Origin of the sequence: Pseudomonas sp. p99-361 (genome assembly GCF_003935475.1) — a bacterium.
In the GTDB taxonomy this organism is placed as follows: Bacteria; Pseudomonadota; Gammaproteobacteria; order Pseudomonadales; family Pseudomonadaceae; genus Aquipseudomonas; species Aquipseudomonas juntendi.
The window spans coordinates 15,925-41,347 of record NZ_RHQO01000045.1; the positions used below are offsets into that span (position 1 = coordinate 15,925).

The 25,423-nt window shown below is 65.4% G+C and carries 24 protein-coding genes; 7 read left to right on the forward strand and 17 right to left on the reverse strand.

Annotation, left to right across the window (positions count from 1 at the left end; translation table 11 throughout):
• Positions 1-29: 29 nt before the first annotated feature.
• From EGJ22_RS18375 to EGJ22_RS18415, 9 genes are all read right to left on the reverse strand, one after another.
• A complete protein-coding gene (locus tag EGJ22_RS18375) occupies positions 30-2,060 on the reverse strand; it encodes a TonB-dependent copper receptor (RefSeq protein WP_064314457.1) in 2,031 nt (676 codons plus the stop codon).
• Positions 2,061-2,126: 66 nt separating this feature from the next.
• The gene (locus tag EGJ22_RS18380) at positions 2,127-2,558 is read right to left on the reverse strand and encodes a DUF2946 domain-containing protein (protein ID WP_009683278.1); all 432 of its coding nucleotides are present in this window, start codon (positions 2,556-2,558) and stop codon (positions 2,127-2,129) included.
• A 22-nt stretch (positions 2,559-2,580) separates the two neighbouring features.
• Complete coding sequence (locus tag EGJ22_RS18385) at positions 2,581-3,066, reverse strand: copper chaperone PCu(A)C (protein ID WP_029885705.1); 486 nt, start codon at positions 3,064-3,066, stop codon at positions 2,581-2,583.
• A 46-nt stretch (positions 3,067-3,112) separates the two neighbouring features.
• Positions 3,113-3,502, reverse strand: coding sequence for a DUF2946 domain-containing protein (locus tag EGJ22_RS18390; RefSeq protein WP_029885704.1), 390 nt, complete (start codon positions 3,500-3,502; stop codon positions 3,113-3,115).
• A gap of 93 nt (positions 3,503-3,595) precedes the next feature.
• The gene (locus EGJ22_RS18395; RefSeq protein WP_009683275.1) at positions 3,596-4,450 is read right to left on the reverse strand and encodes an SPFH domain-containing protein; all 855 of its coding nucleotides are present in this window, start codon (positions 4,448-4,450) and stop codon (positions 3,596-3,598) included.
• Positions 4,451-4,476: 26 nt separating this feature from the next.
• A complete protein-coding gene (locus EGJ22_RS18400) occupies positions 4,477-4,914 on the reverse strand; it encodes an NfeD family protein (protein ID WP_125920333.1) in 438 nt (145 codons plus the stop codon).
• A gap of 94 nt (positions 4,915-5,008) precedes the next feature.
• A complete protein-coding gene (locus EGJ22_RS18405; protein WP_029885702.1) occupies positions 5,009-5,731 on the reverse strand; it encodes a cobalt-precorrin-6A reductase in 723 nt (240 codons plus the stop codon).
• The gene (locus tag EGJ22_RS18410; RefSeq protein WP_029885701.1) at positions 5,728-6,822 is read right to left on the reverse strand and encodes a cobalt-precorrin-5B (C(1))-methyltransferase; all 1,095 of its coding nucleotides are present in this window, start codon (positions 6,820-6,822) and stop codon (positions 5,728-5,730) included. Before EGJ22_RS18410 ends, EGJ22_RS18405 begins: the two co-directional genes overlap by 4 nt.
• Positions 6,815-8,026 carry a bifunctional cobalt-precorrin-7 (C(5))-methyltransferase/cobalt-precorrin-6B (C(15))-methyltransferase gene (locus EGJ22_RS18415; protein WP_029885700.1) on the reverse strand — a complete coding sequence of 404 codons (1,212 nt, stop codon included), beginning with the start codon at positions 8,024-8,026 and terminating at the stop codon, positions 6,815-6,817. The genes EGJ22_RS18410 and EGJ22_RS18415 overlap by 8 nt, the downstream gene beginning before the upstream one ends.
• Before the next feature lie 143 nt (positions 8,027-8,169).
• Between EGJ22_RS18415 and cobG the strand changes: the two genes are divergently transcribed.
• The 7 genes from cobG (at position 8,170) to EGJ22_RS18450 (ending at position 14,677) form a co-directional block, all read left to right on the forward strand.
• Complete coding sequence (gene cobG, locus EGJ22_RS18420; protein ID WP_029885699.1) at positions 8,170-9,501, forward strand: precorrin-3B synthase; 1,332 nt, start codon at positions 8,170-8,172, stop codon at positions 9,499-9,501.
• A complete protein-coding gene (locus EGJ22_RS18425) occupies positions 9,494-10,120 on the forward strand; it encodes a precorrin-8X methylmutase (RefSeq protein WP_009683269.1) in 627 nt (208 codons plus the stop codon). The genes cobG and EGJ22_RS18425 overlap by 8 nt, the downstream gene beginning before the upstream one ends.
• Entirely contained in the window at positions 10,117-10,851 is a 735-nt protein-coding gene (locus EGJ22_RS18430) for a precorrin-2 C(20)-methyltransferase (RefSeq protein WP_029885698.1), read from the forward strand. Before EGJ22_RS18425 ends, EGJ22_RS18430 begins: the two co-directional genes overlap by 4 nt.
• Positions 10,839-12,536, forward strand: coding sequence for a precorrin-3B C(17)-methyltransferase (cobJ, locus tag EGJ22_RS18435; protein WP_064314458.1), 1,698 nt, complete (start codon positions 10,839-10,841; stop codon positions 12,534-12,536). The genes EGJ22_RS18430 and cobJ overlap by 13 nt, the downstream gene beginning before the upstream one ends.
• Before the next feature lie 92 nt (positions 12,537-12,628).
• The gene (locus EGJ22_RS18440; RefSeq protein WP_009683265.1) at positions 12,629-13,306 is read left to right on the forward strand and encodes a hypothetical protein; all 678 of its coding nucleotides are present in this window, start codon (positions 12,629-12,631) and stop codon (positions 13,304-13,306) included.
• A 61-nt stretch (positions 13,307-13,367) separates the two neighbouring features.
• On the forward strand, positions 13,368-14,057 hold the full coding sequence (locus tag EGJ22_RS18445) for a hypothetical protein (protein ID WP_029885378.1): 690 nt from the start codon (positions 13,368-13,370) through the stop codon (positions 14,055-14,057).
• Positions 14,054-14,677, forward strand: coding sequence for a hypothetical protein (locus EGJ22_RS18450; RefSeq protein ID WP_029885377.1), 624 nt, complete (start codon positions 14,054-14,056; stop codon positions 14,675-14,677). Before EGJ22_RS18445 ends, EGJ22_RS18450 begins: the two co-directional genes overlap by 4 nt.
• Here EGJ22_RS18450 and EGJ22_RS18455 read toward each other — a convergent pair.
• From EGJ22_RS18455 to prmA, 8 genes are all read right to left on the reverse strand, one after another.
• Positions 14,674-15,270 carry a MarC family protein gene (locus tag EGJ22_RS18455; protein ID WP_009683262.1) on the reverse strand — a complete coding sequence of 199 codons (597 nt, stop codon included), beginning with the start codon at positions 15,268-15,270 and terminating at the stop codon, positions 14,674-14,676. The genes EGJ22_RS18450 and EGJ22_RS18455 overlap by 4 nt on opposite strands.
• A gap of 65 nt (positions 15,271-15,335) precedes the next feature.
• Entirely contained in the window at positions 15,336-18,107 is a 2,772-nt protein-coding gene (locus tag EGJ22_RS18460) for a hybrid sensor histidine kinase/response regulator (protein ID WP_029885376.1), read from the reverse strand.
• 135 nt (positions 18,108-18,242) lie between these two features.
• Positions 18,243-19,538 (reverse strand): phosphoribosylamine--glycine ligase, encoded by a 1,296-nt coding sequence (purD, locus tag EGJ22_RS18465; protein ID WP_029885375.1) that lies wholly within the window; start codon positions 19,536-19,538, stop codon positions 18,243-18,245.
• A 145-nt stretch (positions 19,539-19,683) separates the two neighbouring features.
• Positions 19,684-21,291: a bifunctional phosphoribosylaminoimidazolecarboxamide formyltransferase/IMP cyclohydrolase gene (gene purH, locus EGJ22_RS18475; RefSeq protein ID WP_009683258.1), complete on the reverse strand. Its 1,608-nt coding sequence runs from the start codon at positions 21,289-21,291 to the stop codon at positions 19,684-19,686.
• Positions 21,292-21,372: 81 nt separating this feature from the next.
• Positions 21,373-21,693, reverse strand: coding sequence for a DNA-binding transcriptional regulator Fis (gene fis / locus EGJ22_RS18480; protein WP_003249693.1), 321 nt, complete (start codon positions 21,691-21,693; stop codon positions 21,373-21,375).
• Positions 21,690-22,703, reverse strand: coding sequence for a tRNA dihydrouridine synthase DusB (gene dusB / locus EGJ22_RS18485; RefSeq protein ID WP_029885374.1), 1,014 nt, complete (start codon positions 22,701-22,703; stop codon positions 21,690-21,692). Before dusB ends, fis begins: the two co-directional genes overlap by 4 nt.
• A gap of 202 nt (positions 22,704-22,905) precedes the next feature.
• Positions 22,906-24,276, reverse strand: coding sequence for a DUF3426 domain-containing protein (locus tag EGJ22_RS18490; protein WP_029885373.1), 1,371 nt, complete (start codon positions 24,274-24,276; stop codon positions 22,906-22,908).
• A 42-nt stretch (positions 24,277-24,318) separates the two neighbouring features.
• The gene (prmA, locus tag EGJ22_RS18495; RefSeq protein ID WP_064314460.1) at positions 24,319-25,197 is read right to left on the reverse strand and encodes a 50S ribosomal protein L11 methyltransferase; all 879 of its coding nucleotides are present in this window, start codon (positions 25,195-25,197) and stop codon (positions 24,319-24,321) included.
• Between the last annotated feature and the right edge of the window lie 226 nt (positions 25,198-25,423).

The following is a 25,423-nucleotide window of genomic DNA, read 5'->3' on the forward strand; positions in this document are numbered from 1 at the left end:
CGCAACCGAAGCTGCGCCCGTGGTTAGTGTCAGAAGCTGAAATCGACCTTGGTCCAGAACGTCCTGCCTGGCTCGTTGACCGGCTGTGGGTCGCTTGCCGGGTAGCCGAACCCGGCGTTCCCGGCCAGGTTCAGGTGCTCGGCGTATGCCTTGCCGAACAGGTTGTCGACCCCGGCGCTGAGCTTGAGGTTGGTGTTGACCTTGTAGGCGCCGTTGAGCGAGAACACGCCGAAGCCGGCGCTTTTTTCGTAGTCCTTGCCAACCACGTTGCCCTGGTTCTCGGCGATGCGGTTCTGCGCCGCCACCAGCCGCCACAGCGCACCGGCGCTCCACACATCACGGCTGTAGGTCAGGCCCAGGCGGCTTTCCAGCGGGGGCATCTGCGGCAGCGCCTTGCCGTCACTGCTGTTCTTGCCCCACGCGTACGCCAGGCTGGCATCGGCCTTCCAGTGCTCGGTCAGCTGGTAGGCCGCGCCCAGTTCGCCACCCATGATACGCGCATCGACATTCTGGGCCTGCGAGGTGCTCATGCCCATCATGCCGGGGCGGTAGTCGAACAGGATGTAGTCACGGATCTGCCCGACATAACCCGAGGCCCAGGCTTCCAGGCGTTCGCTACGGTACTGGATGCCGAAGTCCAGCTGGGTGGTCTTCTCGGGCTTGATGCCGTCGAAAGCGTTGGCCGCACCGGGCGGTGCCAGCTTGGGCGAAAACAGCTCCCAGTAGTCGGGGAAGCGCTGGGCATGGCCCAGGCCAATGTAAGTGGTGGCCGGCAGGCCTGCCAGGTCATGTTCGTAGCGCACGAAGCCGCTGGGCAGGGTGGCCGCGCGGGTGTCGCCCTGGGTGGCGCTGCCTTGGCGGAAGTCGCGGGCCGAGGCGCGGTCCAGGCGGGCACCGCTGATCAGGCGGTCCTCACCCGTGGCGTACCAGGTCAGTTCGCTGAAGGCACCGTAGTTGTGGAAGTCGGCGTCCTTGGTCCAGGCCTGGCCTTTGTGCGCGTCCACGCCCATGCCGCCACGCTGGCGGTGCTCGTTGGTTTGCGCGTCGAGGCCGCTGATCAGTTGCACGTCGGCCCAGCGCCAGGTGGCCTTGATGCGTGCGCCCAGGGTGCGGCGGTCCACGTTGCTGACCATGGGCATGCCCATCATGCCGCTGCCCGAGGGCGTGCGCAGGCTGTAGTTGTCCATCACGTGGTCGGCGTAGTTGTAGTAGACCTGCGCTTCAAGCGTGTCCAGCACCTCGCCGAGGTTGGACTTTTCAAAGCGCAGGCCCAGGCTTTCGCGCTTGAACTGCGAGCCGTCCATGCCACGCCCGGCGTAGCGGGCTTCGCCATCGCCCTTGCCGGCGGTCAGCTCCAGCAGGGTGTCCTGGTCGGGCGTCCAGCCCAGGGCGACATCGCCGTTCCACTTGTCCCAGCGTGACGGCACGGTGTCGTTGTTACCGTCGTGATAGTCGTCCGAGCGCGACTGGTTGCCGACGAACCGTGCATAGGCCTGGCTGTTCCCGGCAGCGGCATCCAGCACTTTGTCGAAACGGCCGTTGGAGCCGGCCAGCAGGCTGGCATTGACCCGGCTGCCGAGGCTGCCGAACTGCTCGGGTTCGCGTTCGAACAGTATCGTGCCCGCCGAACCGCCTGGCCCCCAGATCACGCTCTGCGGGCCCTTGATAACGGTCAGCCGGTCATAGGTTTCGGGGGAAATGTAGGAGGTCGGCGCGTCCATGCGGTTGGGGCAGGCGCCGAGCATCAGCCCGCCATTGGTGAGGATGTTCAGGCGCGAGCCGAACATGCCGCGCAGGACCGGGTCGCCGTTGGTACCGCCGGCGCGGATCGCCGAGAAACCGGGAATGGTTTTCAGGTAGTCGGCGCCATCGCTGGCCGGCACCGGCTGGCGTGGGTCTTTCGGGTTGGTGACCACGGTCAACGGCGAACTCGGTGCCACGGCGGTGACGACCGTCGGGCTCAGCTCGGCGGCCAGGGCTACCGGCGCAAGCAGCGAGCCGCACAGTGCGGCGATGGTCCCACGCAGGGACAAGGCAAAAACAGGGGTGCAGCCAGACATAATGATTCCAGTCGATCAGTCATGAGGTAGCGCGAAGCTCGCGGGCTTCGTGCACAAAACGTCGGTTCAGGTGCTGATCGAGGAAGGCGGTGCACGGCTGCGCGCACCGGGGAATACAGCCTGCCGGGCATGGCCCTGGTGCGTGGGTGCAATCAGGTGGCTGGTGGGGACGACGCTGCCGGCGCTGAGTGGGCTAAGGGCCTGGGGCAGGGCCGGGCAGTTGAACAACAGGCTGCAGTAGCCGCACTTTTCCCACATCACATGCAGCTGGCCGTCGCTGCCGTGGCCGTGATGGCTGTCGCCAGCGTGCTGATGGGCAGCCGGCATGGGCATGTCCATCGGCATGGCCATGCCGGCGTGATGGTTCATCGGCATCGCCTGGGAAATCAGCGGGCCGATGAAGATCATCCACATGGCGAACAGGCTCAGCCATCCGCCACCGGCGCGCCTGCGGTCAGGGCGGGTGGTACGGCGCATGCGGGGGTAGGGCAGGCTCATGGCCAGCGCCTGTCAGCTGCGGTCAGTGTGCGTGTTCGTGCGCTTGCGGCTGGTTCGCTGGCGCTTGCTTCTGCACGGCCACTTCGACGGTGACATCGCCGGCCTTCTCGAAGTGCAAGGTCAACGGGAAGCGCTTGCCATCGACCAGCAGGCTGCGATCCTTGGGCTGCATCAGCATCACGTGGTAGGCACTGGGGGCGAAGGTCAGGTCCTTGCCGGCGGGCACCACCACGCTGGGTACCTGTTGCATTTTCATGGCGCCGTTGGCGCTCATGGCATGTTCGTGCAGTTGCGCATCATCGCTGATCGGGCTGTTGACGCTGAGCAGGCGGTCGTCGGCCTGGCCGTTGTTGTGCACCACGAAATACGCCGCCACGTTGGGCGCATTGGGTGGCAACTGCAGCGACCAGGGGTGGGCAATGTGCAGGTCACCCACGCTGTATTCGTGGGCATTGGCGAAAGCGCCAGGCAGCATCAGGGCGGCCAGGACGAGGGCGTGCTTGAGCATGGTGAATCTCCGTTCTGTTTCAGGTTCAGGCAGTCAACGACGGAACTCAGGCCAGCGGAGAGGCACGGGGGTTTAACGCAGGCCAGAGCTGGCGCGGCGTGGGTTGATAGTCAGCCGGTGGCAGCAGCAGCCCGGCGAACAGTGTCGGCGGGTTGTGCAATTGCGGCGGGTATGCGGGCAGGGCCAACAGCGGCGCGGCGCCAGAGCAGCACCAGCAGTTCATCAAGGCGGCGCTGTCGTCGCTTTGCGGGCCCAGGTCGATCTTGGCCAGTGCCTGGACATCGACCTTGGCCTTGTTGGCCATGCTGGAACAGAAGGCCCCCCACAGCAGCTGCTCGGCCGGGCCCTTGGGCGCGGCAGAGGACAGCGGCATGGCCAGCAGGTTGAACAGCACTGCAAGGCAGGCTATCCAGGCGATGTGCCGACGTGGGGGCATAGAGAGATCCGGTCAGGAATCGTGGTGGGTATTGTAAGGCGGAGTATAGGTAAATACGCGGGGTGCGGTGAAGTGACGCAGCGCGTGGTGCTATCAAGCCTTGCCACGCCCCATCAGCCCACGCACGGTTTCCTGCAGGTCCGCCGGCAACACCACCACCTTGGCATTGTTGCTACCGGCCAGGTTTTCCATCGCCCCGACATAGCGCTCACCCAGCAGGTACATGGCCGGCACGGTTTCGTTGCCCACGGCTTCCTTGACCAACGAAATAGCCCGGGCCGAAGCCTCGGCCAGGCTGATTTGCGCCTCGGCGTCCAGCCTGGCGGCTTGCAGGCGCGCTTCGGCTTCCAGGATGGCCGCTTGCTTGGCGCCTTCGGCACGGGTCACATCGGCCTTGCGCTCCCGTTCGGCGGCAGCCTGGCGCTCCATGGCCAGTTGCATGTTTTCCGAGGGCTTGATGTCCTGGATTTCCACCGAACGCACGGTCACGCCCCAGTCTTCGGTCTGCTCGGACATCGCCTCGCGCAGGCGAGCCTTGATCTGCTCGCGGCTGGACAGTGCTTCGTCCAGGTCCATCGCACCGACGATCGCGCGCAGCGAGGTCATGGTCAGGCTGGTGACGGCGAAGGAGAAGTTCTGTACGCCATACGAGGCTTTCTGCGGGTCCACCACCTTGGCGAAGCACAGGGCATTGGCGACGATCACCGCGTTGTCCTTGGTGATGATTTCCTGCTCCTGCACATCGAGGATGATGTCCTTGGTGGGCAGGCGGTAGGCGACCACATCCATGTACGGGATGACGATGTTCAGGCCGGGCTTGAGGGTGCTGTGGTAGCGGCCCAGGCGCTCGACGATCCATTCCTCGCCCTGGGGTACGATGCGAACCCCCTTGAACACGGTGATCAGAACGAACAGCGCGATGGCGCCAACGACGATGAGGCTGGTCATGATGCAAAATTCCTTTTTGTGCGGTTTCAGGCCCGGATGACGCGGGCGGTATTACCCTCGATGGCGGTCAGGCGCACCCGCTCGCCGGCGGCGATTTCGTTGTCGGCGATGCAGGTCCATTCTTCATTGCCGAGGATCGGCTTCTGGAAGCGCACGCGGCCCTTGTGGAACTCCGACACCGCGGCGGTCAGCAGGCCCACTTCGCCGATCACGCTGTCGGCGGTCCAGCGCACATCCGGCTGCTTGCGCCGGAACAGCTTGAACCACAGCACGGTGGTGGCCGATGACAGCACTACCCACAGCAGTACCTGCATGTCCAGGGCCAGGGTGGGCGCGGCCAGGGCAACCAGCGCGACCAGCACGGCACCGATGCCGAACCAGAGGATGAAGAATGTCGGCAGGACCAGTTCCAGCAGGATCAGCCCGATGCCGAACAGCAGCCAGATCCACCATTGCATTTCCATATGGGTTGCGCCTTCCAGGGGGAGGTGCTGAGTGTAAGGCAGCGGGGCGCTACTGGGCCACTTGCAGGGCGTACGGAAAAATCTGAAAAAGCTGTCAGTGCAGGCCCAGCGCGGCCAGCAGCGCCAACGGCGTGTCGAATGCACGGTCCACCGCTGGCAACGCCGGGCGTTTCAGGACCAGCACCGGCACCCCCAGCTCACGCGCCACTTCCAGTTTGGGTTCGGTCGCCACGCTGCCGCTGTTCTTGCTGATCAACACGTCGATGCTGCGCCGCTGGAACAATGCCCGTTCATCCTCGAGAACAAACGGCCCGCGCGCACCGATCACCTCGCAGCGCTCATTGCCGGGGCAGGCCTCCAGTGCCCGCAAGGTCCAGAACTGCTGTGGCGGAATTTCGTCCAGGTGCTGCAGCGGCTCACGCCCCAGGGTAAACAGCGGCCGGCGAAACGGCTGCAGTGCTGCGATCAAGTGCGCCCAGTCTGCCACTTCGCGCCAGTCATCCCCCTTTTGCGCCTGCCAGGCCGGGCGGCGCAGGGCCCAACAGGGGATGCCGGCGCTGCGTGCGGCCTGGGCGGCATTGCCGCTGATCTGTGCTGCATAGGGGTGGGTGGCGTCGATCAGCAGGGTAATGCCCGACTCGCGCAAGTAGCGCGCCAGGCCTTCGGCGCCACCGAAGCCACCGACCCGCACTTGGCATTGCAGGTCCTGCGGCACACGGCCGATACCGGCAAGGCTGTAGACATGCTGCGGGCCGAGGCGGCGGGCGATGGCCAGGGCCTCGGTGATGCCACCCAGCAGCAGGATACGGGCGGTCATGCCACGCCAGCCTTGCCGACAATGCCGCCCTGGCGGTCGATGGCGAACACTTCCACCTGCACTGCCGCCGGCACCACGCTGCGGGCAAACGCCAAGGCATGGGCGCACACCGCATCACCCAGCGCGATACCGGCCGCATGCGCCAGTGCGAGAGCCTGCTGGCTGGTATTGGCGTCGATGATCGCGGCTTGCAGGGCTGTGTCAGCACCGATCGCCGCTGCCCAGCCGGCCAGCTGCGGCAGGTCGATGCTGGAATGGCGGCTGTGCAGGTCCATGTGCCCGGCAGCCAGCTTGCTGATCTTGCCAAAGCCGCCGCATAAGGTCAGGCGCGGCACCGGCACCTTGCGCAGGTGCTTGAGCACCGCGCCGACGAAGTCGCCCATTTCGATCAGGGCGATTTCCGGCAGGCCGTAGACACGGCGCATGGTGTCTTCACTGGCGTTGCCGGTGCAGGCGGCGATGTGGGTGTAGCCGTTGGTATGAGCCACGTCGATGCCCTGGTGGATCGACGCTATATAGGCGGCGCAGGAGAATGGCCGCACGATACCGCTGGTGCCGAGGATCGACAGGCCGCCGAGGATGCCCAGGCGCGGATTCATGGTCTTTAGCGCCAGCTGTTCACCGCCCTGCACGTTGACCGTGACCTCGAAGCCGCCAGGGTGGCCACACTCATCGGCCAGGCGCTGCAGGTGCTCGCTGATCATGCGCCGGGGCACCGGGTTGATGGCAGGTTCACCGACCGCCAGCACCAGCCCCGGGCGGGTCACGGTGCCGACGCCGCTGCCAGCGACAAAACGCACGCCCGGTTCGCCCAGCAGGCGCACCCGGGTGTACAGCAGCGCACCATGAGTCACGTCGGGATCATCGCCGGCATCCTTGACCGTCCCGGCTTCGGCGCATTCGCCCACCAGGCGACAGAATTCCAGGCGCATTTGCACCACCTTGCCTTTGGGCAGGGTGATAGCCACGGCGTCGTCACGCTGCCCGGTGAGCAACAGCTTGGCTGCCGCCAGGCTGGTGGCGGTGGCGCAACTGCCGGTAGTCAGGCCGCTGCGCAGTGGGGCGGGCTGTTCGCGGGTTTCTTCACGCATCGACGGGTTTCTGCACTTCCAGCAGGGTGATCGGCAGCGCCTGGCGCCAGGTGTCGAACGCGCCCAGTGGCTGGGCATGGGCGACATGCACGCGGGTCAGTTCGCCGCCGTGCTGTTGGCGAAAATGCGCCAAGGCCAGTTCGCTTTGCAGGGTCACCGCATTGGCCACCAGGCGCCCGCCAGGGCGCAGGCTGGCCCAGCACAGGTCGAGCACCCCTTCGCGGGTGACGCCGCCGCCGATGAAAATGGCATCGGGCGGCTCCAGCCCATGCAACGCTGCCGGCGCCTTGCCGCGAACCAGCTGCAGGCCGGGAACACCCAGCGCATCGCGGTTATGTTCGATGAAGCCCTGGCGGCCTTCGTCGGCCTCGATGGCCAGGGCGCGGCAGGCCGGGTGGGCGCGCATCCATTCGATACCGATCGAGCCGCAGCCAGCACCCACGTCCCACAGCAGTTCGCCTGGCTGCGGTGCCAGGCGCGCCAGGGTCATGGCGCGGACATCGCGCTTGGTCAGTTGGCCGTCGTGGCGGAAGGCGCTGTCGGGCAGCCCGGCCAGGCGATGGTGACGGGGGGCGTGGGGCGTGGCCTGGCAGTCGATGGCCACCAGGTTGAGTGCAGCGATATCGGTGTGCGGCCAGTCCTGGGCAGTGCCGACCAGCATGCGTTCGGCTTCGCCACCGAGGTGCTCGAACACCTGCAGGCGGCTGGGCCCGAAGCCACGTTCGCAGAGCAGTGCAGCGATGGCCGCCGGGCTGTCGCCATCGTTGCTCAGCACCAGCAGGCGCAGGCCGCTGTACAGGTGGGCGTTGAGGGCAGCCAGCGGCCGCGCCACCAGTGACACCACGTGCAGGTCCTGCAGTGGCCAGCCCAGGCGGGCCGCTGCCAGGGCGCAGGAGGAGGGCATCGACAGCACGCGCATTTCGGCCGCGGGCACCAGGCGCGCCAGGCTGGCCCCGACGCCGTAGAACATGGGGTCGCCGCTGGCCAGCACGCACACCGGCTCGCCACGCAGGGCCAGTACCGGGTTCAGCGAGAATGGGCTGGGCCAGGGCAGTTGTTCAGCGCGCGTGCAGTGCGGCAGCAGGGCCAGCTGGCGGGGGCTGCCGACGATCTTCGTGGCGCCCAGCAGGGCGCGCCGGGCTTGTTTGCCCAAGCCAGGGAAGCCGTCTTCGCCGATGCCTACTACTGTCAGCCAGGGTGTCATTCATACCTCTTAAAGATTCTGGGGCGCACAGCGCCCCAGAATTTCTGCTCAAACCCGAATGATGCTCGACCACCGGCTTTTCATGCCGCCGGCCAAAGCAGGCATAATACCGCGCCTTCTACACTCAAGCGCACTTTCACAGATTGCCGGATACTCCATTGACCCAGGCCGATGCCCCCGCTGTTACCCCACGTCCCTCGGCTTGCCCGGGGTTGTGGCGCATCGTCAGTGCCCGCGATGGCGGTATCTGCCGGATCAAACTACCGGGCGGCCTGCTGCTGGCCGACCAGGCCGATGCGGTAGCCGCCGCTGCCGAGCGTTTCGCCGGCGGCGTGATCGAGGCCACCAACCGCGGCAACCTGCAGATCCGCGGCATCGGCAATGCACACCACGCCCTGGTCGAGACCTTGCTCGCGGCAGGCCTGGGCCCGCGCGATGCGGCAGGCGACGATGTGCGCAACCTGATGCTCAGCCCGCTGGCCGGGCATGATCCGGCCATGCTGCTGGATGCACGGCCCCTGGCCGGGCAGATTCTCGACCTGCTCGAAAGCACCCCGCGCTTCCACCAGTTGTCAGCCAAGTTCGCCGTGCAGCTCGATGCCGGCGAAGCCCTGGCCATGCTCGAACACCCTCACGACCTGTGGTTGTCGGCCTTGCGCCTGGGCCAGCAAACCTGGCTGGCGTTCGGCCTGGCGGGTTGCCCGGCAGATGGCCAAGTGCTGGGTGCGGTGCCGCTGGCTGATGGCCTGGCCTTGGTGCGTGCCGTGCTCGACCGTTTCCTCGACCTGGCCAGCCCCGCGCATTCGCGCATGCGCCAGTTGCTGGAGGCCTGCCCGGCCGGCGAGTTTGTCGAAGGCCTGCCTCTGGATATCCGCCGCGACGCTGCCGTGCTCGGCTGGCGCCGGCACCAGTCTGCTCCCGTGTGGTTGGGCAAGCTGCCCCAGGCCCGCGGCCTGGCCCTTGGCGTTGCCCCGGCGCAGGGCCGCCTGACCCCGGCCATGCTGCGCGGCGTCGCCCAGGTCTGCCGTGAGCTGGGCGACGGCAGCCTGCGCCTGAGCCCATGGCAAAGCCTGGTGCTGACCAACCTGCCGGCGCAGCACATCGAGCAGGCCCAGGCCGGGTTGTCTGCCCTGGGCCTGCTTTGCCACGTCGATGAGCCGCTGGCGCGTATCAGCGCCTGCACCGGCAGCAGCGGCTGCGCCAAGGCCCTGGGCGAGACCAAGGGCGATGCCGTGGCCCTGGCCGCGCTGCTCGGCCCTGGCGCCCCGGGCAGCGTGCACTTGTCTGGCTGCCCCCGTTCCTGCGCCGTGGCCCACGTTGCCCCGGCCACCCTGTTGGCCCGTTCACCGGGCCGTTATGACCTGTACCTGCGTGACGCGTGCCAGCCAGGCTTTGGCGCCCTGCGCGGCACCGACCTTACCTTGAATGAAGCAGGCGCCATGCTCGACCTGCCGACGGAGCACCTTGATGATTGACTACATCCGCGATGGTCAGGAGATCTATCGCAATTCCTTCCGGATCATCCGCGAGGAAGCCCGGCTCGAGCGGATCCCCGCAGACCTCGAAAAGCTCGCCGTGCGGGTGATCCACGCCTGTGGCATGGTCGAAGCCATCGATGGCCTGCAGTTCTCTGCAGGCGCTGGCCATGCCGGGCGCGAAGCGCTGCGCAACGGCGCACCGATCCTGTGCGATGCGCACATGGTCGCCGAGGGCATCACCCGGGCCCGCCTGCCAGCCGACAACCAGGTCATCTGCACCCTGCGTGACCCCAGCGTGCCTGGCCTGGCCAAAGAGGCCGGCAACACCCGCTCGGCTGTGGCCCTGGAGTTGTGGCGCCCGCACCTGGAGGGCAGCGTGGTGGTCATCGGCAACGCCCCCACCGCCCTGTTCTACCTGCTGGAAATGCTCGACGCCGGTGCGCCCAAGCCGGCGCTGATCCTCGGCTTCCCGGTCGGCTTCGTCGGTGCTGCCGAGTCCAAGGCGATGCTCGCTGCCGACAGCCGCGGCGTGCCGTTCGTGATCATGCAAGGCCGCCTGGGCGGCAGCGCAATGGCCGCTGCCGCGGTCAACGCCCTGGCCACGGAGGTGGAATGATGGCGCCGCGTGGACGACTGCTGGGCCTGGGCGTAGGCCCCGGCGACCCCGAGCTGATCACCGTCAAGGCCCTGCGCCTGCTGCGCGAGGCCCCGGTGGTCGGCTACTTCGTGGCCAAGGGCAAGCGTGGCAATGCCTTCGGCATCATCGAGGCGCACCTGCAGCCTGCCCAGACCCTGCTGCCGCTGGTCTACCCGGTGACCACCGAAGCCCTGCCGGCGCCTTTGTCCTATGAACAGGTCATCAGCGACTTCTACGACGAAGCCAGCGTGCTAGTGGCCGAGCACCTGGATGCCGGCCGTGACGTGGCGGTGATCTGCGAAGGCGACCCGTTTTTCTACGGCTCGTACATGTACCTGCACGACCGCCTGGCACAGCGTTATGAGGCCGAGGTGATTCCTGGCGTGTGCTCCATGCTGGGGGGCGCTTCGGTGCTGGGCGCGCCCTTGGTGTACCGCAACCAGAGTTTGTCCGTGCTGTCGGGGGTGTTGCCGGCCGATGAGCTGAAGCGCCGCCTGGCCGACGCCGATGCGGCGGTGATCATGAAGCTTGGCCGCAACTTCCCCAAGGTCCGCGACGTGCTGGCCGAGCTTGGCCTGGACGGGCGCGCGCTGTACGTGGAACGGGCGACCATGGCCAACCAGAAAATCGTGCCGCTGGACCAGGTCGACCCGCTGTCGTCGCCGTACTTTTCGCTGATCATCGTGCCGGGGGAAAAATGGCAGGGCTGACCATGAACCCGGCACCGGCCATCGTCATTCTCGGGCCGGGCAGCCTGTTGACGGCACAGCGCATCCAGCAGTGTTATCCACAGGCTTTGATCCATGGCCTGCAGGGCCGCGTGGAGGGCGCCGACTGCTACTACAGTGCCTTTGGCGACACCCTGCGGGCGCTGTACCAGCAAGCCACCCCGATCATTGCGCTGTGCGCAGCCGGTATCGTCATTCGCAGCCTGGCGCCCCTGCTCAGCGAGAAGGGCAGCGAACCGCCGGTGCTGGCCGTGGCTGAAGATGGCAGTGCGGTGGTGCCATTGCTCGGTGGCCTGGGCGGGGTGAACGTGATGGCGCGGGAAATCGGCGCGGCGCTGGGTGTTGCCGCCGCCATCACGACCAGCGGCGAACTGCGTTTCGGCACCTGCCTGCTGAACCCGCCGCAAGGCTATGCCCTGGCTGATGTCGAGCAAGGCAAGCGCTTTGTTTCCGACCTGCTGGCTGGCGAGTCGGTGCGGGTCGAGGGGCATGCGCCCTGGTTGCAGCAGGCGCAATTGCCCGCCAGCGAGGTGGCCCGGCGCACCATTCATGTGGGGCACCTGGCGCGCCCGGCCAGCCGCGACGAGCTGCTGATCCACCCGCGCTCGGTGGTGGTGGGGGTTGCAGGCGGCGCGCTGCACACTATCCGTGCTGCCTTGCAGCAGGCCGGCATCGCCGAGCCAGCTGTGGCCTGTGTGTTGGCGGGCGAGCACGCCATGGCCGACACCACCCTGCACGAAGCGACGCAGGCTTTGGGGGTTGCCCTGCGCTTCGTGGCCCAGCCAGGCGATGTTGCCAGCATGCTGGCGGCGGCATTGCCCGGTGCCCAACTGATCGGGCAGGGCGACGTGGTCATCGCGGTGGCTCCCGCCCCGGTCGAGGTGGAGCGGCTGGGCCGCCGCCGCGGCCGTTTGGCCGTTATCGGCCTGGGGCCGGGCGCTGCCGAACTGATGGTGCCAGCGGTCAAGGCGGAGTTGGCCCGGGCGCAGGACGTGCTTGGCTATGAAACCTATGTGCGCATGGCCGGGCCGTTCCGTAGCGACCAGGTGCTGCACTGCACCGACAACCGCGAAGAGATGCAACGCGCCAGGCATGCCTTCGAGCTGGCGGCCCAAGGCCGTTCGGTCGTGGTGGTGTCGTCGGGCGACCCGGGGGTGTTCGCCATGGCGGCGGCAGTGCTCGAAGCGCTGCACGCGTCGACCGACCCGGCGTGGCACCGGGTCGACCTGGAGATCCTGCCGGGGGTATCCGCCTCGCTGGCGACCGCTGCCCAGGCAGGTGCACCGCTGGGCCATGACTTCTGCGTGATGTCGCTGTCGGACAACCTCAAACCCTGGTCCATCATCGAGAAGCGCCTGGACCTGGCCGCCCAGGCTGACCTGGTGTTGGCATTCTACAACCCGATTTCCCGCTCGAGGCCGCATCAGCTCGGCGTGGCGCTCGAGGTGGTTCGGCGGCACCGTGCTGGCAACACGCCTGTAGTCCTGGGGCGTGATATCGGTAGGCCGGGGCAGACGCTCAAGGTAGTCACATTGGCCGAGCTGCTGCCAGAAATGGTCGACATGCGCACCATGGTGCTGGTGGGCTCCTCCACAACCTGCGTGTTTCCTCGCCTCACGGGTGGGGTGTGGGCCTACACGCCACGTTGGTACCCTTCGGCCAGCTAGCTGCCGCGGAAACCCTTCAGCGCGCTGTCTTGCGAGCACGCTGGCTAAGGTGGCTGCCCCTGATTCAGGGGTAACCACCAAGGAGCTTCCCGATGTCTGAAACACAAGCCACTACCCGCGACGCCGCCGTCCTGGTCGAAGGCAACCTGCTTGCCTGTGGCGCGGGTATGTCCGTGCAAAGCCGCCATGACTGCAAGAATGCATACCACTTTGCCACCTTGGTGGCGGACAAAGCCTTCGATGCCGAAAAGCAGAGCAGGGAGTGGTATGACAAGCTCATCGATGTGATGCGTGACCTGGGCTTCACCATCCCCAAGCGCAGCTTCGAGCAGGAAACATCGGCCGAGCTTTCGGTCACCGTCGGCGCCATTGCTGTACGTGCTATTGCCGTTGCCGGCAACGCAATGTTGGGCGGCACCCAACTGGGCAGCCTGGCCAAAAAGGCCTTCGACAAGATGGCCACCGTCGAGAGCGACGCCAAAGTGCTCGACCACAAGCGCAAGAACAAGTCCCGGGGCATGGTCGGCCTGGCTGCGTGCATCGAGACCGAGCAAGGTGATGTGGTCATGGTGATCAGTTGCATCCAGGCGTCTGCCCCGCAGCTGGACGACGACGTGCTGGGCATCCAGTGGAAGCTGAACAAGAGCCGCTACTACGCCGGTACGGCGGTGCTCACCCTCAACAACTTCGTCTACGACAAAGTGCGCGAAACCGTGGAAAACAAACTGGGCGTGCGCAGCGTCGAGAACGTTCTGCAGTACGACATCTGATTGCCTGGCGGCATTTCGCCGATGCCGCCTTTTCGACTCTCCTTGAAATGAGGCAACACACATGGATAAAGCATCCGAGCAACTGATGCTGATCGGTGGCACGGCGTTGGTTTACCCGCAGAGGGCGGGCGAAATACTGCGCCAGGCCGCTTTCGACTCGATACTGTACGCCCAGCTGGTGGCCAACAAGCACGCCGGGTCGCGTTTCGAGCAGTATGACGCCTGGTACGCGGCCAACCGCGAGGCATTTCGCCAATTGGGCTGGATCAAGCTGGCCAGCACCCACGACCTCAAACAGCTGGGGCAACCCGTTCGCAGCACCCAGCTCCAGCCGCTGGAAGCCTGGTTGAAAATGCGCGCGATCAGCCCCGAAGCCCTGCTGACCACGGTAAGGGCAGGCCTGCGCCGCTCTGCCCAGGGTGTTGGCCATTTGCTGAGGTTCAGCGCCCAGGAGCAGGGCCAGCGGTCCAGACTGGTCGTGGAGGTGGGGCTGCTGAAGGCCGGGCCGACCCTCGATCTTTGCAGCATCACGCTGCAGGTCGACGAGCGTATTTCTGCCGTGCCCTTGAATGTGCTGCTGAGCGAGCAGGGACTCAGGGGCGAAGCCGAATTCGATGGTATTTCCCTGGCACTGGATAACGGGCGCTTCGAGCACCAGCGCACTGCGCTGCAGGCGCTGATGGAGGACAGGAATGCCCAGGGTGACTACCGCTTCGACCCTTATGCGCCAGTAGTGGGGGCAACACCATGACGAACGTTGCCCCTGCGGTAATCGGAGCCGGTATCGTGTCGTTCTTGCCAGGAATGGACGCAGCCCAGGCGAGCAAGGTGAAGCTGGCCCTGGCGCTGGCCGAGCGGGCCACGCAAACAGCCTACAGGGAGGGCTTGATCGAGAACTGGTTCGACTACTACCGCAACCAGCTCAAGTTCATGGGCTGGGACTCGGTGTCTCCCGAGCAGGCGCATTGTCCCGACCCGCGCCGTGCCAAACAGACCGATCAGGTTCTGGAAACCATCGCTGCCAAGGCGGGGGAGCGCTATGCAACGGCAACCGGGCTCTCCATCCGGAAACTGTTGAGGCAGCCCTCGGTGCTGCGTGAGTTGGAACGGTGTGCATACGAGCGCCAGCATTTCCAGCTACTGCCATGCGCGCCCGCCGGTGCCGGCCGGGTCGACATGGTGCTTTACCATGAGGTCGACAGCCACGCGGCATTCAAGGCCGGCTTTCTCAGCCACAAGCGTAGCCACCGGGTGGTGCGGGCGGAACTGGTGCGGTTCAATGTGCTGGCGTTCGAGAACAGCTTCTTGGGCAAAGTGCAGGAGCGGGTGGTGCAAGCCTCGTTGAACCGTATTCTCGAATACGGCCTTTAAGGTGCCAGGTAGCCCTTGATGCCGGTGAAGATGATCTGTGCAGCCAGAGCGCAGACGAACAGGCCCATCAGCCGGCTGACGATCTGCAAGCCCTGGTCACCGAGCAGGCGCTCGATGCGGTGCGACAGGTACAGCACCACACCCACGGTGAAGCTGGCCAAGGCAATGCCGATGATTGCCAGCAACTTGTCGCCCCAGTGCGGTTGGCTGACGCCCATTACCAGCAGGGCGCCGATGGTGCCGGGCCCGACGGTCAACGGGATGGTCAGCGGCACGATGGTGACGTCCTGTTGCACGTTGTCGGCCTGCACCGCGGACTTGCCTTGGGCCATGCCCAGCGCAGAAATGAACAGCACACTGCCCGCGCCAATCCGGAAGGCGTCAGCGGTGATGCCGAAAATGCCGAAGATCGCCCGGCCGAACAGGTACAGCAGCACGCTGGCGATGAGCGCGGCAAAGGCTACCTTCCACGCCAGTTGCTTGCGTTCTTTGCTGGAGTGGCCACGGGTCAGGCTGATGAAGCACGACAGCACGAAGAACGGGCTGTAGAGCACGAGCATTTTCAGGTAGACGCTGAACAACTCATGGAGCATGAGCGCGGGTCCTTGGCAAAGTCGGTTGGCGTGGGCTGGGGCTGTGGTGGGCCTGCGCCGGCAGGTCAGGAAATGTGCGCCGGGTCGGTCGCGGCTTCGCGCTGGCTGGCCCAGTACTGAATCAGTTCGCGCAGTTGCGACAACTCCACCGGCTTGGCCATGTGCCCGTCCATGCCGGCCAGCCGCGCGCGCTCCTTGTGCTCGGCAAGAATATGCGCCGTCAGCGCCACCACTGGGGTGCGCTGGCGCTTGTTGGCGGCTTCCCAGGCGCGCAGCTGCCGGGTGGCCGAGAAACCGTCCAGCACAGGCATTTCACAGTCCATCAAGACCAGGTCGTAATGCCTTTCTTTCATGGCCTGCAGGGCTTCCTCACCATTGCTGGCGGTGTCTGGTTGCAGGTTCAGCTTGCCGAGCATGCCGCGTATCACCTTGGTCGAAATGCTGTTGTCCTCGGCCACCAGTACGCGGAAATCTGCTGGCAAGTCCAATGCCTGCGGGACCCCAGGCGGGCTGGCGGGTAGCGCCTGCTCGCGGCCGCGCTGGGCCAGCTCCTCGGCCAGGGTGGTTTTCAGGGTATAACCGGCCACCGGCTTGGCGAGTATCCGTTTGACCCCGGCGTTACGCGCGATGACTTTGCTGGGCGCGTTGCTGATACCGGTGAGCATGACCACCAGAATGTCGTGGTTCAGGCTGGGGTCTTCCTTGATCTTGGCGGCCAGCTGCATGCCGGTCATGCCGGGCATGTTCTGGTCCAGCAGCACGGCGTCGAAGTAGTCGCGCAGGTGCGCCTTGGTGCGCAACAGGGCCAGGGCCTCCTTGCCTGATGGCACCGCGCTGACATTCATGCCCCAGGCACTGCATTGCTGCACCAGCACTTTCCGGCAGGTATCGTTGTCGTCCACTACCAGCACCCGGGCATCGCGCAGCGGGCCTTCGAGGTCGGCCAGGGGCTGTTCCAGGCGCGAAGGGTCCAGCGGCAGGGTCAGCCAGAGGGTATTGCCCATGCCTGTGCTGCTCTTGATGCCGAATTCACCTTGCATCAGGCCGATCAGCTGCTTGGCGATGACCAGCCCCAAGTGGCCGCCCAGCTTGCTGTTGGAGAGGAAATGGTGGCTGTGCAGTTCGGCCTGCAGCAGGGCCTCGCGGTCTGCGGCCGGCAGCGGCTCGCCACTGTCCTGCACGGCAATGCGCAGGCGTGGCACTTCACCACGCTGATCCAGGGCCACCACCAGCAGGATCTCGCCCTGGTCGGTGTTTTTCAGTGCGTTTTCCAGCAGGCTGGACAACGCCTGGCGCAGCCGCGTGGGGTCACCGCTGATGACCCGTGGCACCTGCGGCTGGGTAAAGCTGATCAGCTCGATGTTCTGCTGTTCGGCCTTGGCGCGGAATATGTTCAGGCAGTCCTCGATCAGCGCGTTGAGGTCGAACTGCACATCATCCAGCTCGATCTGCCGGGACTCGAGCTTGGAAATGTCGAGTATCTCGTTGATCAGGGTCAGCAGTTCGTTGCCCGCGCTGTGGATGGTCTGCACGTAGTCGCGCTGCTTGACCGACAACGGCGTGCCCAGCAACAGCTCGGTCATGCCCAGCACACCGTTCATCGGGGTGCGGATTTCGTGGCTGATCTTGGCCAGGAACTCGGCTTTGGCGTTGATTTCGGCATCGCTGGCAGCCAGTGCCCGGCTGACGCTGAAGCGCTCTTCACTCATGCGCCGCAGGCGTTCGCTGACCGCCAGGTTGAGCAGCAGGCCGCTGGCCACGGCCAGGCCCAGCAAAATGCTCAGTAGCCATGGCGTGGAAGTGCGGGTAAAGCCGAGCAGGGCCGGCAACAGCACCAGGCCACCCAGGTTGAACAGCACCATTGCCAGGCAGAACAGCCGGGCGGGGGCATAGCCCTTGTACCACTGGTAGCTGCTGACCAGCAGCATGCTCACGGTGCCCAGCGCCATCAGGGCGTAGGTCATCAGGTTGAGGGGCAGGGTATCGACGAACAGCAGCACCAGGCCGCTGAGCCCGACCAGCAGCATTTCACCTTGCAGCAAACGGTTCAGCCGGGGCGAATTGCACGGCGAGAAGAAGTGCTGGGTGAAATACAGCCCGGCCAGCCCCGCCAGTACCAGGGTCAGGTAGGCCGCGGGCGTTTGTGCGCTGTGCCATACATGCCACCACGGGCCGCTGAGGTTCAGCAAGATGAGGCCGCTGAGCAGCATCAGGCCGTGATACAGCGCCAGCACCAGGGAAGTGCTGGAGCGGCTGTAGAGGAAGCGGATCAGGTTGTGCAGGATCAGCATCACCAAACCGCCGAACAGCATGCCGAACAGCAGCGGCTGGCGCTGGTCGGCGGCGGCCTGGGCGGCGGGCTCCAGGCTGATGGCCGGGCGCAGCTGGTGTTCGGACACCAGGCGCAGGTAGATGTCCGCCGGTTGCTTGCTGTTGGGCAGGGGGAGTACATGGTCGCTGCCGCGCAGGGTGGGGCTGGCATTGCCGGCCTGGCGCCCGTGGTGCAGCTGACGCAGAAGTTGGTCGCCTTCGAGGGCGTAGAGGTCCAGGCCAGAAAGGTCCGGGGCGAAAACCCGCAGCAATTGTTCCTGGTCGCCCGGTTCCAGGCGGTAATGTAGCCACAGGGCTTGTTCTGCCGGTGCGGCATCCAGTTCGGCAAGGATCAGCGGGCTGAACTGGTTACGGTAGCGCTCGGAACGCACGTCGCTCAGTTGCAGGTTGGCCTGTTCATCGAGCAGCACCGACCAGCCCCCGCCATGATCGGCCGCAGCCGGGAACATGCAGAGCAAGGTCAGCAAGCTGACGATAAGAGCTGAGGCAATCCGAAGCCGACGCACTACGAAATCCCTTCTTGGCCGATGTGCCGGGTATCAACTATGCGCGGCGCACCAAGCCGAAGGCAAGGCCCATGGCGGGCCTTGTCGACGAGCCGGGCGCCGGGTGCACAGGGCACCCCGGCGTGCCGGTAGTGGTTACTGCTGGTGTTCACCGCGCTCACGGGCAATGGCCCGGTAGCCGATGTCGGTGCGGTAGAAGCTGCCGTTCCAGCTGACTTCCTTGGCCAGGCGGTAAGCCTGCTGCTGCGCGTCGGCAACGGTGCTGCCCATGGCGGTGGCACACAGCACGCGGCCGCCGTTGGTGACCACCTGGCCATCCTTGAGCGACGTACCGGCATGGAACACCTTGCCTTCGATCTGCGCTGCAGCGTCCAGGCCGTTGATCACGTCGCCCTTGGCGTAGTCGCCCGGGTAACCGCCAGCGGCCAGTACCACGCCCAGGCTCGGGCGTGGATCCCACTGGGCTTCGACCTTGTCCAGCGCCTTGGCGAAGGCCGCTTCTACCAGCAGCACCAGGCTCGACTCCAGGCGCAGCATGACTGGCTGGGTTTCCGGGTCACCGAAGCGGCAGTTGAATTCGATGACCTTGGGGTTGCCCGCCTTGTCGATCATCAGGCCGGCATACAGGAAGCCGGTGTAGACGTTGCCTTCCTCTGCCATGCCGCGCACGGTGGGCCAGATCACCTGGTCCATCACGCGCTGGTGCACGTCGGCGGTAACCACCGGGGCAGGGGAGTAGGCACCCATGCCGCCGGTGTTGGGGCCCGTGTCCTGGTCACCGACGCGTTTGTGATCCTGGCTGGTTGCCATCGGCAGTACGTTGTGGCCATCGACCATGACGATGAAGCTGGCTTCTTCGCCGTCGAGGAACTCCTCGATCACCACACGCGAACCGGCGTCGCCGAAGGCGTTGCCAGCCAGCATGTCACGCACGGCGGCTTCGGCTTCGTCCAGGGTCATGGCGACGATCACGCCTTTGCCCGCGGCCAGGCCGTCGGCCTTGATCACGATCGGCGCGCCTTTTTCCTGCAGGTAGGCCAGCGCCGGCTCGATCTCGGTGAAGTTCTGGTAGTCGGCGGTCGGGATCTTGTGGCGTGCCAGGAAGTCCTTGGTGAAGGCCTTGGAGCCTTCCAGCTGGGCCGCGCCCTTGGTTGGGCCGAAGCAGTCCAGGCCGCGGCTGCGGAACAGGTCGACCACACCGATGACCAGCGGCGCTTCCGGGCCGACGATGGTCAGGTCGACGTTCTTCTCGGCGAAGTCGGCCAGTTGCTCCAGGGCGCACACATCGATGGCGACGTTTTCGCACTTGGCTTCGATGGCGGTGCCGGCGTTGCCTGGGGCAACGAAGACTTTTTCTACGCGTGGGTCCTGCGCGACTTTCCAGGCCAGGGCGTGCTCACGGCCGCCGCTGCCGATGATCAAAACTTTCATGTCAAAACCTCGATTCAGGTGACCCCGAGGCGGGCGGGGAACGCTGTGGGAGCGGGCGTGCCCGCGAATGCGGCGGTGAATTCACCATCGTATTCGCGAGCGCGCCCGCTCCCACAGGATCGCCGCTTGCCCGGGGGCCGCGTAATTAGTGGCGGAAGTGACGCATACCGGTGAATACCATCGCGATGCCCGCTTCGTCAGCCGCGGCGATGACTTCTGCATCACGCATCGAACCACCCGGCTGGATCACGGCGCTGATACCCACTTTGGCGGCATTGTCGATGCCGTCACGGAACGGGAAGAACGCATCCGAGGCCATGACCGCGCCCTGTACCTGCAGGCCGGCATGCTCGGCCTTGATGGCGGCGATGCGGGCAGAGTTGACGCGGCTCATCTGGCCAGCGCCCACGCCGATGGTCTGGCGCTGCTTGGCGTAGACAATGGCGTTGGACTTGACGAACTTGGCCACTTTCCAGGCGAATACCAGGTCGTGGATTTCCTGCTCGGTTGGCGCACGTTTGGTAACGATCTTCAGGTCATCGGCAGTGATCATGCCGATATCACGGCTTTGCACTAGCAGGCCGCCGTTGACACGCTTGAAGTCCCAGCCCGCAGCGCGCTCGGCTGGCCACTCGCCGCATTCCAGCAGGCGCACGTTCTGCTTGGCAGCCACTACGTCGCGCGCCGCCTGGGAAATTTTCGGGGCGATGATCACTTCGACGAACTGGCGCTCGACGATGGCCTTGGCGGTTTCGCCGTCCAGTTCACGGTTGAAGGCGATGATGCCGCCGAATGCCGACTCGGTGTCGGTGGCATAGGCCAGGTCGTAGGCCTTGCGGATGCCGCCTTCGTCTTCCGGCACCACGGCCACGCCACACGGGTTGGCGTGCTTGACGATGACGCAGGCCGGCTTGACGAAGCTCTTCACGCACTCCAGCGCGGCGTCGGTGTCGGCCACGTTGTTGAACGACAGTTCCTTGCCTTGCAGCTGCACGGCGGTGGAGATGCTGGCTTCGCCCTTCTTGGCTTCTACGTAGAACGCCGCGCTCTGGTGCGGGTTCTCGCCGTAGCGCATTTCCTGGGCCTTGACGAACTGGCTGTTGAAGGTGCGCGGGAATTCGCTGCGTGCAGCCGTGGACAGGGTCTGCTGGGCCTGGTCGATGGTGCCCATGTAGTTGGCGATCATGCCATCGTAGGCGGCGGTGTGCTCGAACGCCTTGAGCATCAGGTCGAAGCGCTGGGCGTAGGTCAGGCCACCGGCCTTGAGGCCTTCGACGATGCCGGCGTAGTCGCTGGCGTTGACCACGATGGCCACGTCCTTGTGGTTCTTGGCTGCCGAACGGACCATGGTCGGGCCGCCGATGTCGATGTTCTCGATGGCGGTCGGCAGGTCACAGCCAGGCTTGGAAATGGTGGCTTCGAACGGGTACAGGTTGACTGCCACCAGATCGATCGGCTTGATGCCGTGCTCGCTCATGATGGCGTCGTCGGTACCGCGACGACCGAGGATGCCGCCGTGGATTTTCGGGTGCAGGGTCTTGACCCGGCCGTCCATCATTTCGGCAAAGCCGGTGTAGTCAGCCACTTCCACCGCGTCAACGCCGTTGTCCTTGAGCAGCTTGTAGGTGCCGCCGGTGGACAGGATCTCGACACCGAGCTGTTGCAGCTCACGGGCGAATTCGAGGATACCGGTCTTGTCGGAGACGCTGATCAGGGCGCGGCGGACTGGCAGGCGGGTAGTCTGGTCGGTCATTTCGGGTTCCAATAACGCGGTGGAGTCAGCAAAAAAGGCGCCTCTGTTCAGGGAGCCGCCTTTTCTGGTTGGGATTCTGTGTTACAGCAAGTCGTACTGCTTGAGCTTCTTGCGCAGCGTGCCTCGGTTCAGCCCGAGCATCTCGCTGGCCTTGGTCTGGTTGCCCTTCACGTAGTTCATGACGCTTTCGAGCAGGGGGGCCTCCACTTCGGAGAGCACCAGGTTGTAGACGTCCGTGACGGTCGCGCCTTCCAGATGGGCGAAGTAATTGTGCAGCGCCTTCTCGACGCTGTCGCGAAGGGTCTGGCCCTCTTCGCTCGGCGTGTTCAGGTGCTGTTTCAGGTTGGCGTTGTCGCTCACGGGCGTTGTTCCACTCACAAAATTCTCGGTCATCATCGTCATGCGGCCACCCCTTGTCCGTCCTCTGTCTCAAGGCTCTGTCGACGTTCGCTGAAAAACCCGCGAACGTTGGCGCACTGCGCTTGTGTGTCTTCCAAAGCGTTGAACCGGGAGCGAAACTCCTTGCCGCCGGGTCGTGTTGCCAGGTACCAGCCAACGTGCTTGCGGGCGATACGTACGCCCATCACATCGCCATAGAAGGCATGCAGCGCGGCCAGGTGTTGCAGCAGAATGTGTTCCACTTCGTCCAGCTGCGGCGCCGGCAGGTGTTCGCCGGTGCGCAGGTAATGCTCGATCTCGCGAAAGATCCATGGCCGCCCCTGGGCAGCCCGGCCAACCAGCAGGCCATCGACCCCGGTGGCATCCAGCACCGCCCGGGCCTTTTCGGGCGACGTGATGTCGCCGTTGGCAAAAACCGGGATCGACACCGCCTGCTTGATGGCAGCGATGGTGTCGTATTCGGCTTCGCCGGTGTACAGGTCGGCGCGTGTGCGGCCATGTACCGCCAGCGCCTGGATGCCGGCCTGCTCGGCGATTTTCGCCACGTTCAGGCCGTTTTTGTTCGCCCGGTCCCAACCGGTGCGGATCTTCAGGGTCACCGGAACGTCCACGGCGCCGACCACGGCGTGGAGAATTTCGTGGACCAAGGCTTCATCCTTCAATAAAGCAGAGCCTGCAGCTTTGTTGCAGACTTTTTTTGCCGGGCAGCCCATGTTGATATCTATGATCTGGGCGCCTGCCTCGACATTGGCCCGTGCTGCCGCTGCCATCATCTGCGCATCACCGCCGGCGATCTGCACCGAGCGCGGCTCGGGATCACCCTCATGGATGCGGCGCAGGCTCGACTTGCGGCTGTTCCACAGGTTCATGTCGCTGCTGACCATTTCCGACACGACCATGCCTGCGCCCAAGCGCTGGCAAAGTGTACGGAAAGGCTGGTCCGTGACCCCGGCCATGGGCGCGAGGATCAGGTTGTTGCGTAGCGTGTATTGGCCGATGCGTACCGCCGACATAGGTGATCCCTGTTGTGGGGCCGAATCTTGGAGTTCGAAAAAGGGTTGGCATGATACCCGCTCTCGGTGACCGGATAAAGATGGAACTGGATAAAATCTGAACAACCGGGGCTGGCGACAAGCGGCAAGTTGCAAGCCACAAGACAAGCAAGCCGACAGCCGGCCTGCTTCGTCTTGTAGCTTGTAGCTTGAAGCTTGCCGCTTATTCCGGTGAGCGGAAGCTCAGGCTGTAATTGACCGCCTTCGGGCCGGGGTCGAGGATGTCCAGGGCTATGTGGATCGGCGTCTGGCTGGGCATTTCGCCACGCCCCGCCAACTCACCCGACAGGTATTCGCTGGGCTTGAAGCGGCGGCTGGCGATCAACTGGCCATTGAGGTCGGCGAAGCGCAGTTCGAGCAACGGGAATGGCTGGGCAAATGGCGCACGGTTGTAGATGATCGCATCAACGATGAGCGCGCCTTTGAAATCCGGGTGGCTGCGTACCACTAGGTTGCTGCTCTTGATCCGGCCAATGTCGACACGGGTGGGCACCTGGCAGCCGACCAGCGGGCACAGCTGCAGGAACATGGGCCGGTACTGGTCCTGGCGGGCCATTTCGTCGAAGTGGAACCACACGTACTGGAAGGCCAGCAGGCCGGCGGCCAGCAAAGACAGCACGCCCCACAGGATCCGCTTGCCCCAGTTGGGCGCAGGCTTTTCCCAGCCCAGTTGCAGGGGGTCGTCGACCACGTCGACCAGCGGCTCCTTGCGCGGTGCGCGCTCGGGCTTGCCGGCAAGGCCGGGTTCCAGGCGCTCACCGGGCAGCGGTGCGCCAAGCTCGTCGTCCCGCGCCGACAGCTGCAGTGGCAGCGGTTCATCGTCGCGCGCGCTCAGGCCTTTTTCCGGGATGTCGTCATCGTCAGTGTGCAGCGGTTCGCCGAGTGTTTCAGGCTCATCGATTTCGCCAGTGCGCTGCACGGGCGGCTGGTCGTCGAAGTCCAGGTCGAAATTGCTGCCCAGTACCGGTTCGGTGCGCTCGCCAGGGGCAGGCTGCAGGTCTGGCGCCTGTGGCTCTGGCGTCAGCAGCACTGGCGCAGGCTGTGCCTGCAGTGGCGGCTCGAGGGGGTCATCGGTTGCCGTGCCGAACAGGTCGTCCACAGGCTCGTCGGCATGCCCCTCATCGCGCCGCGCTTGCAACCCGTCATCCTGCCGGGCGGCGCGTGCCTGCGCCGGCCCCCCACGCCGCTCAAGGCGCTCCAGCTCTTTGTCGAGGTCAAGGGCATCGAGCGCCTCGGCGGTGACGGCCCAGTCCTCCCCTGGCGCAGGGGTGGGCGCACTGCTGGCCGCCTCGGGCGGGGCAGGCGTTGTCGCCACGGCGTCGGGCAGCGCTGGCGCCGCCGGGGCAGCAGGCGCCACCGCCGGCGCTGGCGCGGTGCTGGCAGCGCGGTTCTGCTCCAGCAACTGCTTGGCGGCGTTGAACACCTGCAGGCAATGGCCGCACCGCACCACGCCGCGCGCTACGCTCAGCTGGTGGTGGGTGACGCGAAAGCTGGTCTGGCAATGCGGGCACTGGGTGACGAAACTGTCGGTCATGCGGCAATCCGGGAGCTGTGCAGAAAAGTATTCTAGGCCCGCTTAGCGGCGCCGACCACTGATGCGCACCCAGCCATCGCGCACGACGATCGGGTCCAGGTCGAAGTCGGCGGCATAGGCTGCGGCCACCTCCTCGCCCTGCTCGGCAAGGATGCCCGACAGTGCCAGCAGGCCACCTGGGCGAACCAGCCCGGACAGCTGCGGGGCCAGCGACACCAGCGGGCCGGCAAGGATGTTGGCGACCAGCACGTCGGCCTGCATCGCCGGCATGTGCTCTGGCAGGTACAGGGCCAGTTTCTCGTCGGCGATGCCATTGCGCTGGGCGTTGTCGCGGGAAGCCTCGATGGCTTGCACGTCGATGTCGGTACCCACCGCCTCACGGGCGCCGAGCAGCAGGGCGGCGATGGCCAGAATGCCCGAGCCGCAACCGAAGTCCAGCACCTGGGTGCCTTCGAGCTGCTGGCCATCGAGCCATTCCAAGCACAGGGCGGTGGTGGGGTGGGTGCCGGTGCCGAAGGCCAGGCCCGGGTCGAGCAGCAGGTTGACCGCGTCTTTCTCGGGGGCGTCATGCCAGCTGGGCACGATCCACAGGCGGCGGCCAAAGCGCATGGGCTGGAAGTTGTCCATCCAGCTGCGTTCCCAGTCCTGGTCCGCGATCACTTCGGCCTGGTGCTCGGGCAGTTCGGCGCCGGTCAGCAGGCGCAGGTGGGCGAACACCTGCTCAGCGTCGGTATCGGCTTCGAACAAGGCCAGCAGGTGGGTGTGCGACCACAGCGGGGTGGTATTGAGGTCGGGTTCGAAGATCGGCTGGTCTTCGGCATCCATGAACGTGACAGAAACGGCGCCTACTTCAAGCAGGGCGTCTTCGTAGGTTTCGGCTTGTTCCGGGCTGATGGCCAGGCGTACTTGCAGCCAGGGCATGGCGGGCACCTTTGGTAAATCGACAGGGGCAGCCCTAGGCTGCGCGAAGGCTGGCAGTTTACGCGAGTGCGCAGGGTTTGTAGAGAAGGCCCCGGCCTTGTGGGGGCAACTGTCTTGTATTGCCTGGGCGGGCCTCATCGCCGGCAAGCCCCACGGGGATCGCATCAGGGCTGACAGGTGTTTGCCACAAGGTATGCAGCGCCTGTTAGAGCGAGCGCCGCCCGCG